Raw genomic sequence first — 14,113 nt, 5'->3', positions numbered from 1 at the left:
CGAGTGGGAATCTCACGAGGCAAAACGACCGAAATCCCTCGCCAGATTCCCACTCGACATCGCCGTTCGAAACGCCTCATCGACCCGGGCTACGATCGTGCCCGCTCGATGCCGCAGCATCTCGGATGTCACCCGAATGATGTTCCAGCCCTCTGCGGAGAGTCCGGCTGACCGATCGACATCGCGGGACCGCTGGTGCGGATCCGTCCAGTGCTGTGCGCCGTCGAATTCGACTCCGACCTTGACGTCCTCCCAGCCCATGTCGATCCTCGCGACGAATTCTCCGTCGCGCGTGTAGACCCGGATCTGAGTCTGCGGCTTAGGGAATCCCGCCCTTACGAGAAGCAGCCGCGTGCGGGTTTCTTGAGGTGACTCTGCTCCGCCGTCGACCAACTCCAGCGCCCTGCCGAGCGCCACAAGTCCTCTGGCTCCGGGATGCATATCCGAGATCTGAAGAATCTCTGAGGGACTGACTCCCGTAGCTGCGATCAGAGCGTCCAAGCGTTCAACGGCGGTGTGCGGCGGCAACCAGCGTCCAAGGTCGAAGGCCGTGCGTGCCGCCGAGGTGACCGCGAGGCCGTCAACACGAGCAACCTCGCCTGCCAGCAATGACTCTCGGTGAACCCTCAACCCCTTCGGCGCCTTATGGTTTCGATAGATCAATTCCGCTGCGCCCGAACCATCTACCCACTTCGAGCCGAGAAGCGCCGATGCGGACAGGCCCGCGACCACCCCGCCTCGCCGCGACCACAACCATGCGGCCCGTGCACGCTGTATGGCCGTCACATTCGATCCGCGTGGAACGTACACGGATGGGTAGAGCTGTTCGTATCGACGACGGATTTCGTGCTCAGTCACAGCTCCAGAAGCAATAGCCTCACCAGAACGAAACGGCCATGGAACCTCCCCCATAGCGGGAGCATGCCACTCACCACTGACAAATCTGAGTGGGAATCTCACGAGGCAAATCGCCCGAAATCCCTCGCCAGGTTCCCATTCGGCAGGAATGGGCAAGGATAGGGACAGCGGATTCACAGAATGCGGGAGAATCCTGGAGATATGAGACATCGAACGTTCAGCTTCTCGACGGCTGCGTGTTGTTTGGCCACAGCCGCCGCCTTCGTGCTGGCACCGATCGCCGCTGCCGATCCCGACGAACCGTTGGTGCCGGAGCAACCCATCCACGCACCCTCGCAAGGTGCCATGGAGCTACCGACCGACCGCGGTCCACACCACGTGTTGTTGCAGGACCAGAACAAGGGCGGCGCCGACCCGGACGTGCCGTACGGAACCGACCCCTACGTCCCGGACCATGCCAACGACATCGGTGGCGCCGACCCGGATACCCCGCTGGGCACCGACCCGGACGTCCCGTTCGGCACCTGGGCCGGAAACTAGTCGCCCGGTAGAGCAGGCCCCGGTAGAGGTGGCGGCGTCTGCTCCGGCGCCCACGCATCGGACGGCTGCGACCGAATGAAGTCCGCCGCCCCTGGGGTATCGAACATGCCTGTGTTGTCCCGCTTGCTCAACCAATCCCAGGCCTGACCCATCCACATCGGGTCTTGTGGCAGGTCAGACATCTGCGGGTTGAAGGGCAGACTGCCGCCGGGCAATCCAGGAATGCTGCAAACCTCGGGCGGACACGGTTCGGCAGATGCCGGCGCACTGCTTGCGATGACGCCGAGCGCCGCTGCGGCCGTGCCGATCAGGATTCCTGCACGCATCAGTTCAGGCTACGCCCGCGCTGCGCTCAGAGGCGCTCGATGATGGTGACGTTGGCGGTGCCGCCGCCCTCACACATCGTCTGCAGACCGTACTTGCCGCCGGTGCGCTCCAGCTCGTTGAGCATGGTGGCGAACAACTTGGCGCCGGTGGCTCCCAGCGGGTGACCCAGCGCGATTGCGCCGCCGTTGGGGTTGACCTTCTTCAGGTCGACATCCAGCTCCTTGGCCCATGCCAACACCACGGGGGCGAAGGCCTCGTTGATCTCGACAACGTCGATATCGTCCATCGTCAGACCGGTCTTGGCGAGCGCGTACTTGGTAGCGGGGATGGGGCCGGTCAACATGAACACCGGGTCGTCGCCGCGGGCGCTGATGTGATGAATGCGTGCGCGTGGCTTCAGCCCGTGCGCCTTCACCGCGCTTTCCGAGGCGACCAGCGTCGCGCTACCACCGTCGGAGATCTGGCTGGCCAGAGCGGCCGTGAGACGGCCACCCTCGACGAGGGTCTTGAGCCCCGCCATCTTCTCCAGCGTGCTCTCACGCGGACCCTCGTCGACGCGGAAGTCGCCGACCGGGACGATCTCGTTGTCGAAGTGTCCGTTGCGGATCGCGGCGAAAGCCCGCTCATGGCTGGAGAGCGCGAACTGCTCCATCTCCTCGCGGCTGATGTCCCACTTCTCGGCGATCATCTCCGCGCCGCGGAACTGGGAGATTTCCTGATCGCCATAGCGGTGCAGCCAGCCCTCGGATTCTGCCGTGGGCGAAGTGAATCCATACTCCTTGCCGACGAGCATCGCGGCCGAGATCGGAATCTGGCTCATGTTCTGGAAGCCACCGGCCACCACCAGGTCGGCGGTTCCGGACATAACAGCCTGCGCGGCAAAGGAAATGGCCTGCTGGCTCGATCCGCACTGACGGTCTACGGTGCAGCCCGGCACCTCTTCCGGATACCCACCGGCCAGCCACGCGAGGCGTCCGGCATTGCCCGCCTGCCCACCGATGGCGTCCAGGACGCCCATGATCACGTCATCGATGGCGTCGGGGTCGACGTCGACGCGATCGAAGAGCCCCTTGAAGGTGGCCGCACCCAGATCCAGCGGGTGCACCGTGGACAGTGAGCCATTGCGCTTACCGACCGCGGTACGCACAGCGTCAATGATGTACGCCTCAGACATGGTGAATCTCCTTATTTCCCAGACTAATCGACGGTAATCCCGCCGAGGACTATCGAAAGGTACTGTTCGGCGACTTCCTGCGCCGTGCGCGAACCGCCTGGACGGAACCAGCGCACCGACACCCATGTTGCGTCGCGAATGAACCGGTACACCACTGCCACATCAAGATCGGGGCGGAAGTAGCCCTGGGCGATGCCGTCGCGCAGCACTTCGAGCCACAACTCGCGCTGCTCGGTGTTGAGTTCGTTCAGATATGCGAACCGCTCCTGTGACAGCAGCCGGGGTGCTTCCGCCTGGTAGATGGCGACCTGCGCATGCTTGGTTTCGATCGCGTCGAATGAGGCCAGGAACAGGCCCTTAAGTGTGTCGACGGGGTTCAGGTTGGCCGCGGCAATCTCGCGATACCGGGCGAAGAGTCCCTCGAGGAAGTCCCGCAGCAGTTCGTCGACGATCGCCTCTTTGGAATCGAAGTGGTGATAGAGACTGCCCGACAGGATTCCGGCGGCATCGGCGATGTCGCGCACCGTGGTGGCGCGCAGACCGCGTTCTGCGAACATGGCGGCGGCAAGGCTCAGCAGTTCGTCACGTCGCGACGGCTGCGACGAGCCACTTGCACGAAGAGCGTCCGACTCTCGCACTTCTGCCACCTTGTCCACCTCCCTACTGTATCAACCAAGCGCTTGTTTGGTCACCGCTTAATGGCGCATGTCACGCGCGCTGGCTGGACACCGAGATGACCTCGCCGGTCAGGTAGCTCGAGTAATCGCTGGCAAGGAAGGCAATGGTGGAGGCAATCTCCCACGGCTCGGCGGCGCGACCGAATGCCTCATCGGAGGACAGCTTGTCCAGCAGATCCGAAGACGTCACCTTGTCGAGGAACTTATGCCGGGCAATGCTCGGGGCGACCGCGTTGATGCGTACGCCATACTCGACGGCCTCGATGGCGCTGCATCGCGTCAGAGCCATGACGCCAGCCTTGGCGGCGGCGTAATGCGATTGTCCGTACTGCGCGCGCCAGCCCAGCACGCTCGCGTTGTTGACGATGACACCACCGTGACCGGCCTCGCGGAAGTACCGCAGGGCCGCACGGGTCGCGCGGAACGTGGAGGTCAGGGTGACATCGAGAACCCGGCCCCACTGCTCATCGGTCATATCGGCGACGGGAGTCTCACCGCCTAGCCCGGCGTTGTTCACCAGCACATCGATACGGCCCAGTGCGGCAACGGATTCGACGATGAGCGCGTCGACGGCCTCGGTGGACGTGACATCACACACCACCGCGGCCACCTTGCCCAACCCGAGCGCCGCCAGCTCGTCGCGTGTCTCGGTGAGGCGACGCTCGTGATAATCGGAAACGACCACGTCGGCACCCTCGGCCAGAGCACGGCGCGCGGTCGACGAGCCGATCCCGGTTCCGGCGGCCGCGGTCACGACGACGGCCTTGTCCTTCAGAAGACCGTGTCCGTCAATCTCTTTCGGTGCCTGGGACAAGCTCACTTAGCGCGCCTCTCTGGGTAGTCCGAGCACCCGCTCGGAAATGATGTTGCGTTGGATCTCATTGGAGCCACCGTAAATCGTGTCGGCACGGGAGAAGAGGAACAGACGCTGCCATTCGTCCATCTCTCCGTCATCGGTCAACAGGGTCGACTTTCCGATGATCTCCATCGCCAGCTCGCCCAGGTCACGATGCCAGTTGGCCCACAACAGCTTTGACACATTGTCCTGGCCGGGGCGCTCCTCGTCCATGGTGGCCAGCGCGTAGGCGCGCATGGTGCGGAGCCCGACATAAGCCTGGGCCAGGCGCTCGCGGATCGCGGGGTCGTCCGCCGAGCCGTTGGACTTGGCGAGCTCGGCTAGCCTCGAAAGCTCACGGGCATAGGTGATCTGGTTGCCCAACGTCGAGACACCACGCTCGAAGGTCAGGGTGCCCATGGCGACCCGCCAGCCATCACCGGGCTCACCGACCACCAGATCGGCGGCGGTGCGCGCACTGTCGAAGAACACCTCGTTGAACTCCGAGGTGCCGGTCAGCTGGATGATCGGGCGGATCTCGACACCTGGCTGCTCAAGGGGCACAAGAAGATACGACAGGCCTTTGTGCCGTGCCGATCCGGGTTCGGTACGCGCGACCACGAAACACCACTGCGATTGCAGCGCCAGCGAGGTCCACACCTTCTGCCCGTTGATCACCCACTCGTCACCGTCACGCACCGCGGTGGTGGACACGTTCGCCAGGTCCGACCCTGCACCGGGTTCCGAATATCCCTGACACCACAGCTCGGTGACATCGCGGATGGCCGGAAGGAAGCGCTGCTGCTGTTCGGGGGTGCCGTAGGCGATGAGCGTCGGTCCTAGCAGCTCCTCGCCCAGGTGATTGACCTTGTGCGGCGCCTCGGCGCGGGCGTACTCCTCATAGAAGATGACGCGTTGACTCACGGTGGCTCCGCGACCGCCGTGCTCGACGGGCCAGCCCAGGCAGGTCCAGCCCGCGGCAGCCAGGAGACGGTTCCAGGCGAGGCGCTCTTCGAAGGCCACGTGCTCGCTACCCGGACCGCCCAGGCCCTTCAGCTCGGCGAATTCGCCGACAAGGTTCTCGGCCAGCCATTCCCGGATCTCGGCACGCACCTGATCGTCGGATATCTCCGACAACGGACGCTCGGAAGCCGCTTGGAACTCACCCACACCTGTAGGCTAACCTACCAAGCACTTGCTTGTTATTGGAAGGTGGGTCGGACGCGTATGGAGTCGGCGCAACAGACACCCGAACTCACCATCCCGGCAGCGTTGGACCAGGCAGCAGCCCGTTTCGGCAGTCGCGACGCCCTTTACGCGGACGGCTCCTGGCTGACCTTCTCAGAACTTCGCACCCGCGCGCGGCGCTTCGCCGCGGCCCTGATCGCACTCGGCGTCGAGCACGGCGAGCGCGTAGCCATCTGGTCCCCCAATTCATGGCACTGGCCCATCGCCTGCCTGGGTGCGCAGTACGCGGGGGCCGCCGTCGTCCCGATGAACACCCGCTACACAGTCGATGAGGCGACCGACATTCTGCAGCGCAGCCAGGCCCGTGTGCTGGTGTCTGTCGGGGTCTTCCTCGGTTCAGAACGCATCACCCAGCTAGACGCCGCAACCCTCCCCGACCTGCGGCACATCGTGCGGGTCGCGGTGGAAGTCGGCGACCGGTCCAACTGGAACGAGTTCGTGGCGCACGGAGACGACGTCACCGACGAGGACATCGACGCCCGGCGGGACACAGTGGATTCCGAGGACATCAGCGACATCCTTTTCACCTCCGGCACCACCGGACGTAGCAAGGGCGTGCTGTGCATGCATCGTCAACCGCTGGCCGCCTCCTTGGCCTGGGCCACCTACGGCGAATTCACCGAAAACGACCGCTACCTCTGCGTCAATCCGTTCTTCCACAACTTCGGGTACAAGGCGGGAATCCTGGCCTGTCTGCAGACCGGGGCGGCACTCATGCCGCAGCTGACCTTCGACCCCGAAAAGGCCATGGCCGCGGTCCAGGAGCACCAGATCACCGTGCTGCCCGGCGCGCCGACCATCTTCCAGATGCTGCTCGACCATCCGGCACGTAAGAACTACGACCTGACCTCGCTGCGCTACTCCGTCACGGGTGCGGCCGTCGTCCCGGTGGTACTCATCGAACGCATGCAATCCGAGCTGGATTTCGATCTGGTGCTTACCGCCTACGGCCTCACCGAGACTCAGGGTTTCGCCACGATCTGCCGCTCCGACGACGACGCGGTCACCGTCGCGACCACCTGTGGACGTCCGATGATCGGCTACGAGCTGCGGATCGACGGCGCACAGAAACCCGGCGACGAGGGCGAAGTGCTGCTGCGCAGCGCCAATGTCATGAAGGGCTATCTCGACGATCCACAGGCCACCGCCGAGACCGTCGACTCGGATGGTTGGTTGCACACCGGTGATATCGGAAAGCTCGACGAGCGGGGCAATCTCACCATCACCGACCGCCTCAAGGACATGTACATCTGCGGCGGATTCAACGTGTATCCCGCCGAGATCGAGCAGGTGCTGATGCGCCTGGACGGTGTGGCCGACGCCGCCGTGATCGGCGTCCCCGACGCACGCCTCGGCGAGGTCGGCAAGGCGTACATCGTGCGCAGGCCCGATGCATCTCTGGACTCGCAGGCAGTAATCGATTACTGCGCACAGCATGTGGCGAACTTCAAGAAACCGCGGTTCGTCGAGTTTCTCGACGAACTTCCCCGCAACCTGGGCGGCAAGGTGGTCAAGCCCACCCTGCGTGCCATGCATGAGGAGTCTGCGTAATGGACCTATTGCTCGACGACGAGACCGAGGCATTCCGGACGGAGGTGCGCGAGTTCCTCGCCGCCAACGTCCCGAACCCACCGCTGCCCTCCTACGATTCGCCGGAAGGGGCAGTGGCACACCGCCAATGGGAGCGCACCCTCTACGACGCGGGATTTTCCGCGGTGTCCTGGCCCCGGGAGTACGGCGGCCGCGACGTCACCCTGCTGCAGTGGGTGATCTTCGAAGAGGAGTACTTCAAGGCGGGAGCCCCGGCACGCATCAGCCAGAACGGCATGTTCCTGCTGGGCCCGACGTTGTTCGCGCACGGCAGCAAGGACCAACTGGATCGCATCCTGCCCAAAATGGCCAACGGCGAGGAGATATGGGCGCAGGCATGGTCTGAGCCGGAATCCGGTAGCGACCTGGCCTCGCTGCGCTCCCCTGCCCGCAAGGTCGACGGAGGCTGGCGCCTATCCGGACAGAAGATCTGGAGCTCGCGAGCACCCTTCGCGGACAGGGCATTCGGACTGTTCCGCTCCGACCCGGCGGCCCAGCGCCACCAGGGATTGACCTATTTCATGTTCGACCTCAAGGCCGAGGGCGTCACGGTGCGCCCGATTCCGCAGCTCGACGGCGACCCCGGCTTCGCCGAGATCTTCCTGGATGACGTATTTGTGCCCGACGAGGACGTCATCGGCGGAGTGCACGACGGCTGGCGCGTGGCCATGAGCACCTCGAGCAATGAGCGTGGCATGTCGCTGCGCAGCCCCGGCCGTTTTCTGGCCACCGCCGATCGGCTGGTGGACTTGTGGAAATCGTTTCCGGACAATGGGTTCGCTTCCGAACACGTGGCGGATGCCTGGATCGCGGCACAGGCCTACCGGCTGCATACCTTCGGCACCGTGACCCGGCTGGCGGGTGGCGGCGAGCTGGGTGCCGAGTCCTCGATCACCAAGGTGTTCTGGTCCGAATTGGATGTCGCCCTGCACGAGACGGCCTTCGAGCTACGCGGCGCAGACGGCGAGCTGACCGGACCGTGGACCGACGGGTACCTGTTCTCCCTCGGCGGCCCGATCTACGCGGGTACCAATGAGATTCAGCGCAACATCATCGCCGAACGCATCCTTGGCCTGCCCAAGGAAAGTGCTCGCACGGGAGGTGTCAAGTGAGGTTCGATCTGGATACTCAGCAGCGGGATTTCGCGGCCAGCATCGATGCCGCTCTGTCGGCGGCCGACGTTCCCGGCGCAGCGCGCGCGTGGGCCACGGGCAATCACGAACCCGGGTTGGCCGTGTGGTCAACGCTGGCCGACCTCGGTGTCACGGCCCTCGCGGTGTCCGAGAAATACGACGGCATCGGGGCACACCCCGTCGATCTGGTTGTCGCCCTTGAGGGCTTGGGCAAGTGGGCGGTACCCGGACCCGTTGTCGAATCACTCGTGGTGGCGCCGGTCTTGTTGGCTGAGGACGAGCGGTCCGCACAACTTGCCTCTGGAGAACTCATCGCCACGGTCGCCGCAGCACCCATCGCTCCGCGCGCGCTCGATGCGGATGTCGCCGGTCTGGTGCTCATCGCCGATGACATCGGATTCCGTGAGGGGCAAGCCGGCGCACAGCATGAGTCGATCGATGCCACCCGTCGGGTATTCGACGTGGCGCCGACTGACGGTGGTGTCTCCATGGACACCAGCCGTGCCATCGACTTTGGCGTGCTTGCCATTTCAGCACAGCTGGTCGGCGCCGGACAGGCCCTGCTGGACCGTGCCGTGGAGTACGCCAAGCAGCGTTCCCAGTTCGGCCGGCCGATCGGCTCTTACCAAGCCGTGAAGCACAAACTGGCCGATGTACACATCGCGCTGGAGCTGGCGCGCCCGTTGGTGTACGGCGCCGCACTGTCCCTCGCCGACGAATCCGCCACCGCTGCTCGCGATGTGAGCGCCGCGAAGGTCGCCGCCGGCAAGGCCGCCTACCTTGCCGCGCGCTCTTCCCTGCAGACCCATGGCGCCATCGGCTTCACCGCCGAATACGACCTGTCGCTGTGGATCCTCAAGGTGCGGGCGCTGACGTCGGCGTGGGGCACACCGGAATGGCATCGCGCGCGCGTACTGGAGGCACTGTGAGCACTTCCTCAAACGCAGAACGGCAGATGCTGCGTGACACCGTCCGTTCCTTGGTGACCAAACGGGCCGACTCCGCAGCGGTGCGCAAGGCGATGGAATCCGAGCGAGGCTACGACGAGAACCTCTGGACCGTGCTGTGTGAACAGGTCGGAGCAGCGGCGTTGCTGGTTCCGGAGGAATTGGGGGGTGCCGGGGGCGAGCTCGCGGACGCGGCCGTCGTGGTGGAAGAGCTCGGCCGTGGGCTGGTGCCCAGCCCACTGATAGGCACCCTGTGGGCGGAGCTGGCACTCCTCGAGACCGGCTACCGGGGTGAACTACTGGAGTCGATGGCGGCCGGTGAATCGATCGGCGCGGTGGCCTTCGACCCGGGATATGTCGTCAACGGTGCTATCGCCGATGTGGTGCTCACCCTGGACGGCGACGAAGTGCACCGGGCGGAGAACCTCACCGCCACCGCGCTGTCCACGATGGACCCCACCCGCCGACTCGCCGCAGTAGCGGTCAGCGGAAGCGAACCGATCGGCACAGCCCCAGGACTGATCGACAAGGCCGGGCTACTGCTGGCCGCCGAGCAGGTGGGCGCAGCGGCACGCGCCCTGGAACTCACTGTCGAATACACCAAGACCCGGGTGCAGTTCGGCCGTGCGATCGGCAGCTTCCAGGCCCTCAAGCACCGGATGGCCGACCTGTATGTGCTGGTGGAGTCCGCGCGCTCCATCGTGTACCAGTCCATTCAAGACCTCACCGCCGAGGCTGCGACCGTGGCGAGAATCAAAGCCAGCGAGGCACTCTCGGCAGTCGCCGCGGACTCGATCCAGTTGCACGGCGGTATCGCCATCACCTGGGAGCACGACGCCCACCTGTATTTCAAGCGCGCACACGGCAGCGCGCTGCTGCTGGGAACACCACGTCAGCTACTCCCAAGCCTGGAGAGCGCCGCGGGACTGTAGGTTCCCGGCCTACACTCCGGGCATGCAGACCAAAGCCAGCCCCTGGCCCGCCTACCGGCTCGCCGCCGTGCTCCTCGGCGTCGGCGTCGTACATTTCGTCGCGCCCAAACCCTTCGACGACATCGTCCCGGACCAACTGCCTGGTGAAGCCCGGTTCTACACGTATGCCTCGGGTGTTGCCGAGCTCGGAACCGGTGCGCTGCTGCTGGCCCCGAAAACACGCAGGCTCGGCGGTACTCTCGCGGCGCTCCTGTTCATCGCCGTCTTCCCCGCGAACATCAACATGGCGCGGCAGTGGTGGGACAAGCCGCTACCACTGAAGCTCGGCGCCATCGCACGGTTACCGTTGCAGATCCCGATGATCACCGAGGCACTCAAGGTGCGACGTACGGCGTAGTTCGTCGTTGGTCTTGTCTGGTCGTGTTCAGTCATAGATGACGGCGTTTCCCGTGCGCTGAAGGTTGGCCAGCCCCGCCCGGAAGTTTTCCATGAACTCGGGCGGGGGCCCTTCCCAGTCCTCGACCTCACCAACGATGCGCACGGGTTCCCGGGTGCGGTACGAGTGGGTTGGATTCCCGGGGAACTTCTTGTCCGTCACGTTCGGATCATCTTCCAGAGTGCCCTCCGGTTCCACGATGTAGACATGGCCCCTGCCCTCCCCTTTGGCCATGATGGCCGCCAGCCCCGCGCCAACCAATGTCCTCGTCACGTAGACGTGGTTCATGATGCGCCCCTCCTCGTAGTTCGACAGATGCCCGGGGGTCAACAGATCGCCTATCTCGAGGTCGGCCTTGGTGCCATGGAAATACGCGCCCGACGCGTGCGCCTCGAAAAAGTTCGGCATCGTCATACCGGTTCCCATCAGTCGAAATTCGTGGTCGCAGGATTGTGCGCCATGGTGGGGGCCTTGCCGCAAGCCCCCCTTCGTGACATATTTTGAAAGGGGACAAGCCAAAAGGTTGACCCCACAACCGCTCAGTGGTCGGCTTGATTCATGTCGCTGCTGATATCGGACCGCGAACGCGAAGCGCTGGCGCAGGTCACCACATTCCCGCTGCTGGCAGCGATCACCGGGCGCCGGTCCCGACGCTTCCCTCTCGGCGGACGCATTCCTGACGGTCCGCTCGCCTACACCAGCAGTCATCCTGTCAGGCCGATATCGGAAGTCGAACGGGCACTGATCCTTTCGGTGGTGGGTGGTGTGACCGGATGGCACTATGGCATCACCTATCACCCCGGATACGCTCCTGCATTCCCGAACTACTCCGGCAGTGCGACTGGACGCACCTTTCCCTCCGCCGCCGGATTTCACACCAGTCAGCTCTTCTTCACCGATGACACCGGGATCTACCTGCTGCCGACGCGTGACGAGCCTCCTCGTGAGTTCTCGTCCATCGAGGACTGGATCACCCACACCGCAGACTCCTATGTGCGGATTTCGGACAAGCGTCTGGAACTGCCGCGGGAGGAGCCGTACATGGAGGGCCACAACACCTGGATCGGGAATCACCCAGGCAGCCTGCTGGCCTTCCCAGTGGCCGATCTGGCAGAACACCTGATCGCGAACCTGTCTTTCTTCGCCGCAAATGGCTACGTGGTCTACGACGACGTCAACAACCGGAGCATCCCGGGCACCGAAAAGTTCGGCAGTTTAAGGAATTACGACGATCCCATTCCGTTGTCCTTTGTGGAGCAATACACGCTCACCGAGGCCAGCGCCGAACTAGCCACCGCAACCCACAACGGGGTGCTCCTCCTTCAAGCGCTCGGGCTGGGCGGCTGGATGTTCGACGGGCTCGATCGGCTTTCGGTGCTCGGCGGCTCCGGCGACCCACGTGCGCCCGGTATCGGGTTCCGCTCCGACAACGACGATCGGTGGCCATTTCCGAACGCCACCGGTCTGGACGGATTCTTCGAAACCCTCAGTCCCCCACATGTGCCGACAGTCGCGGCGGGCGTCCAGAAGTACATCGAGCGCAAGTACGGCCCCGGCGGGCCCTTCCACCCCGACACTCCCGGCGCCTGGGCAGATTCGCGCAAGGTGCGCGCGGCCGCGCTACCGGCCGAGGCGATCCAGGAGATCGTTACGACGGAGGCCGCGTACGTCTACGACACCTTCGGAAAGATTCCCGGCACCGTCCCCACGGTCCATGTCTTGATGTACTTGCAGGCCCAGAACATCGATCTGGGCTTCTACGACACGCACTTCGGTCCGGGCGCCTACCTATCGACGCATGCCGAACACACCGGACGTTGGTACGGCGAGTAATTGCCAAAACTCTTAACTCCCTGCGTATCACTGGAAACGCATTTGCCGACTCGGGTACGTTGGGCGGATGGGGACAACCGCGCACTTCACGCTGCGCTATGACCGTTGGTATCTACCGATCGCCACGGCGATGGGGCTGGGACCACGTCGCACCATCATCCGAATCTCCGACGGTGCACTGACCGTCAAGCACGGGTGGGCCTTTGCCATCACGATTCCGCTGACGAGCATCCGCTCGGCAGTCGTTCGTCCCGAGAGGCCCCTGGCATGGGGTGTGCACCCCAGCGGTACCGGCTGGCTCGTCAACGGTTCACGTGAGGGCATTGTCGACATTCAGTACGCGCCACCGATCAAACCGAAGGCACCGATGTCGTTCGGCCCGGTCGGCGGTCTGCAGCTCAGCGTCACTGACCCGGACGGGCTTGTTTCGGCACTGAACCGCCGGGGGTAGCACAATCTGGATATGCGCCGACGACACCTGCTCCAACTCGGAACGGCAGTGGCAGCGGGCCTCACGCTGACTTCCTGCGCGGACACCACCGACGAGCCTCGAGATAATGGCGAGGTGAGCGACGGCGAGACCTGGCGCATGCCCGACGAGGGCGAACCACACCTACGAACCTGGATGGCCTTCGGCGCCAGTGACGAGATCTGGGGTCGGCGACTGAACCGCAAGGTCCAGCAGAATCTGGGTGCGATCGCCCAGACCATCGCACAGTTCGAACCGGTGTCGATGCTGGTGCGACCGCACGAGCTCGAACTGGCGCGCCAATTGGCCGGACCCGATGTGGAATTGGTTCCCGCACCGCTGAATGACCTGTGGATCCGTGACAGCGGGCCGGTATTCGTCCGCAACGACACCGGCAAGGCAGCCGTCGATTTCAACTTCAACGGATGGGGCAACAAACAGAAGCACGACGCCGACGCCAAGGTCGCCGCCGAGGTCGCCAAGCGCGCTGGAGTTCGGGTGCTTCACACCGATCTCGTGCTCGAGGGCGGCGGTATCGAGGTTGATGGGGAGGGTACCGCGATCATCACCGAGAGTTGCGTCCTCAACAACAACCGCAACCGGGGACGCTCAACAAAGGATGTCGAGGCAGAGCTGGCGCGCCTACTTGGCCTGCACAAGATCATTTGGCTACCGGGCATCGCGGGCATGGACATCACCGATGGTCACACCGATTTCTACGCCCGATTCGCCGGGCCGGGCGTCGTCGTCGCCGGGCTGGATAACGACCCTGACTCGTTCGACTACGACGTGACACGCCGGCATCTCGACATCCTCGAAAAGGCGACGGATGCGGCCGGGCGCCCACTGCGCGTGGAAGTACTCGAGGCACCCGAGCAGGGGCGCGATGACTTCGAATCAGAGGATTTCGCAGCGGGTTACATCAACTTCTATGTGTGCAACGGCGGCGTCATCGCACCCGGATTCGGAGACCCGGACGCCGACGCGGCGGCCAGATCCACTCTGGAAGCCGTCTTTCCCGGGCGCAGGGTGGTTCAGCTTGACATCGACGGTATCGCCGCGGGCGGTGGCGGCATTCACTGCGCCACCCAGCAGGAACCGCGATAGGCCGCCC

16 protein-coding genes are annotated in these 14,113 nt (G+C 64.3%); 9 read left to right on the top strand and 7 right to left on the bottom strand.

Annotation, left to right across the window (positions count from 1 at the left end; all coding sequences use genetic code 11):
• Positions 1-12: 12 nt before the first annotated feature.
• Entirely contained in the window at positions 13-912 is a 900-nt protein-coding gene (locus tag MSTE_RS02820; RefSeq protein WP_096498811.1) for an endonuclease domain-containing protein, read from the bottom strand.
• 147 nt (positions 913-1,059) lie between these two features.
• Between MSTE_RS02820 and MSTE_RS02815 the strand changes: the two genes are divergently transcribed.
• Entirely contained in the window at positions 1,060-1,398 is a 339-nt protein-coding gene (locus MSTE_RS02815) for a hypothetical protein (protein ID WP_096498809.1), read from the top strand.
• Here MSTE_RS02815 and MSTE_RS02810 read toward each other — a convergent pair.
• From MSTE_RS02810 to ipdE1, 5 genes are all read right to left on the bottom strand, one after another.
• Positions 1,395-1,724 (bottom strand): hypothetical protein, encoded by a 330-nt coding sequence (locus MSTE_RS02810; protein ID WP_408645848.1) that lies wholly within the window; start codon positions 1,722-1,724, stop codon positions 1,395-1,397. The two genes, MSTE_RS02815 and MSTE_RS02810, sit on opposite strands and share 4 nt — an antisense overlap.
• A 26-nt stretch (positions 1,725-1,750) precedes the next feature.
• Positions 1,751-2,899 (bottom strand): steroid 3-ketoacyl-CoA thiolase FadA6, encoded by a 1,149-nt coding sequence (gene fadA6 / locus MSTE_RS02805; protein WP_046252440.1) that lies wholly within the window; start codon positions 2,897-2,899, stop codon positions 1,751-1,753.
• A 23-nt stretch (positions 2,900-2,922) separates the two neighbouring features.
• Positions 2,923-3,546, bottom strand: a complete 624-nt coding sequence (locus MSTE_RS02800; protein WP_162269711.1) for a TetR/AcrR family transcriptional regulator — start codon at positions 3,544-3,546, stop codon at positions 2,923-2,925.
• 61 nt (positions 3,547-3,607) lie between these two features.
• Positions 3,608-4,396 carry a (5R,7aS)-5-hydroxy-7a-methyl-1-oxo-2,3,5,6,7,7a-hexahydro-1H-indene-carboxyl-CoA reductase gene (gene ipdF / locus MSTE_RS02795; protein ID WP_096498807.1) on the bottom strand — a complete coding sequence of 263 codons (789 nt, stop codon included), beginning with the start codon at positions 4,394-4,396 and terminating at the stop codon, positions 3,608-3,610.
• Positions 4,397-5,539: an acyl-CoA dehydrogenase IpdE1 gene (ipdE1, locus tag MSTE_RS02790; RefSeq protein WP_096505357.1), complete on the bottom strand. Its 1,143-nt coding sequence runs from the start codon at positions 5,537-5,539 to the stop codon at positions 4,397-4,399.
• A gap of 99 nt (positions 5,540-5,638) precedes the next feature.
• Between ipdE1 and MSTE_RS02785 the strand changes: the two genes are divergently transcribed.
• From MSTE_RS02785 to MSTE_RS02765, 5 genes are read left to right on the top strand one after another with little or no spacing between them, the layout of a single operon-like run.
• On the top strand, positions 5,639-7,210 hold the full coding sequence (locus MSTE_RS02785) for a FadD3 family acyl-CoA ligase (RefSeq protein ID WP_096498805.1): 1,572 nt from the start codon (positions 5,639-5,641) through the stop codon (positions 7,208-7,210).
• A complete protein-coding gene (locus MSTE_RS02780; protein WP_096498803.1) occupies positions 7,210-8,361 on the top strand; it encodes an acyl-CoA dehydrogenase family protein in 1,152 nt (383 codons plus the stop codon). The genes MSTE_RS02785 and MSTE_RS02780 overlap by 1 nt, the downstream gene beginning before the upstream one ends.
• Complete coding sequence (locus MSTE_RS02775) at positions 8,358-9,311, top strand: acyl-CoA dehydrogenase family protein (protein WP_096498801.1); 954 nt, start codon at positions 8,358-8,360, stop codon at positions 9,309-9,311. The genes MSTE_RS02780 and MSTE_RS02775 overlap by 4 nt, the downstream gene beginning before the upstream one ends.
• Complete coding sequence (ipdE2, locus tag MSTE_RS02770) at positions 9,308-10,261, top strand: acyl-CoA dehydrogenase IpdE2 (RefSeq protein ID WP_096498799.1); 954 nt, start codon at positions 9,308-9,310, stop codon at positions 10,259-10,261. The genes MSTE_RS02775 and ipdE2 overlap by 4 nt, the downstream gene beginning before the upstream one ends.
• A 22-nt stretch (positions 10,262-10,283) precedes the next feature.
• A complete protein-coding gene (locus MSTE_RS02765) occupies positions 10,284-10,658 on the top strand; it encodes a DoxX family protein (RefSeq protein WP_096498797.1) in 375 nt (124 codons plus the stop codon).
• A 27-nt stretch (positions 10,659-10,685) separates the two neighbouring features.
• Here the strand turns inward: MSTE_RS02765 and arr are convergent, their stop codons facing one another.
• Entirely contained in the window at positions 10,686-11,111 is a 426-nt protein-coding gene (gene arr / locus MSTE_RS02760; RefSeq protein ID WP_096498795.1) for an NAD(+)--rifampin ADP-ribosyltransferase, read from the bottom strand.
• Positions 11,112-11,255: 144 nt separating this feature from the next.
• Here arr and MSTE_RS02755 point away from each other — a divergent pair, with 144 nt between their 5' ends.
• From MSTE_RS02755 to MSTE_RS02745, 3 genes are all read left to right on the top strand, one after another.
• Positions 11,256-12,530 carry a hypothetical protein gene (locus MSTE_RS02755; RefSeq protein ID WP_096498793.1) on the top strand — a complete coding sequence of 425 codons (1,275 nt, stop codon included), beginning with the start codon at positions 11,256-11,258 and terminating at the stop codon, positions 12,528-12,530.
• Positions 12,531-12,597: 67 nt separating this feature from the next.
• A complete protein-coding gene (locus tag MSTE_RS02750; protein ID WP_096498791.1) occupies positions 12,598-12,981 on the top strand; it encodes a hypothetical protein in 384 nt (127 codons plus the stop codon).
• Between the two features lie 12 nt (positions 12,982-12,993).
• Complete coding sequence (locus MSTE_RS02745; protein ID WP_096498789.1) at positions 12,994-14,106, top strand: agmatine deiminase family protein; 1,113 nt, start codon at positions 12,994-12,996, stop codon at positions 14,104-14,106.
• The last annotated feature ends 7 nt before the right edge of the window (positions 14,107-14,113 follow it).

This window comes from [Mycobacterium] stephanolepidis (assembly GCF_002356335.1).
GTDB lineage: Bacteria > Actinomycetota > Actinomycetes > Mycobacteriales > Mycobacteriaceae > Mycobacterium > Mycobacterium stephanolepidis.
Note: the sequence above shows the minus strand (reverse complement) of the source record. Positions and strands in the feature narration are given on the sequence as shown.

What these genes read in the sequence shown, in the direction of transcription:
- MSTE_RS02765 (WP_096498797.1), top strand. Translation starts at nt 10,284, where the DNA reads ATGCAGACCAAAGCCAGCCCCTGGCCCGCCTACCGGCTCGCCGCCGTG.
- MSTE_RS02745 (WP_096498789.1), top strand. Translation starts at nt 12,994, where the DNA reads ATGCGCCGACGACACCTGCTCCAACTCGGAACGGCAGTGGCAGCGGGC.
- MSTE_RS02750 (WP_096498791.1), top strand. Translation starts at nt 12,598, where the DNA reads ATGGGGACAACCGCGCACTTCACGCTGCGCTATGACCGTTGGTATCTA.
- MSTE_RS02785 (WP_096498805.1), top strand. Translation starts at nt 5,639, where the DNA reads ATGGAGTCGGCGCAACAGACACCCGAACTCACCATCCCGGCAGCGTTG.
- MSTE_RS02780 (WP_096498803.1), top strand. Translation starts at nt 7,210, where the DNA reads ATGGACCTATTGCTCGACGACGAGACCGAGGCATTCCGGACGGAGGTG.
- MSTE_RS02810 (WP_408645848.1), bottom strand. Translation starts at nt 1,724, where the DNA reads ATGCGTGCAGGAATCCTGATCGGCACGGCCGCAGCGGCGCTCGGCGTC.
- arr (WP_096498795.1), bottom strand. Translation starts at nt 11,111, where the DNA reads ATGACGATGCCGAACTTTTTCGAGGCGCACGCGTCGGGCGCGTATTTC.
- MSTE_RS02755 (WP_096498793.1), top strand. Translation starts at nt 11,256, where the DNA reads ATGTCGCTGCTGATATCGGACCGCGAACGCGAAGCGCTGGCGCAGGTC.
- MSTE_RS02815 (WP_096498809.1), top strand. Translation starts at nt 1,060, where the DNA reads ATGAGACATCGAACGTTCAGCTTCTCGACGGCTGCGTGTTGTTTGGCC.
- MSTE_RS02820 (WP_096498811.1), bottom strand. Translation starts at nt 912, where the DNA reads ATGGGGGAGGTTCCATGGCCGTTTCGTTCTGGTGAGGCTATTGCTTCT.
- fadA6 (WP_046252440.1), bottom strand. Translation starts at nt 2,899, where the DNA reads ATGTCTGAGGCGTACATCATTGACGCTGTGCGTACCGCGGTCGGTAAG.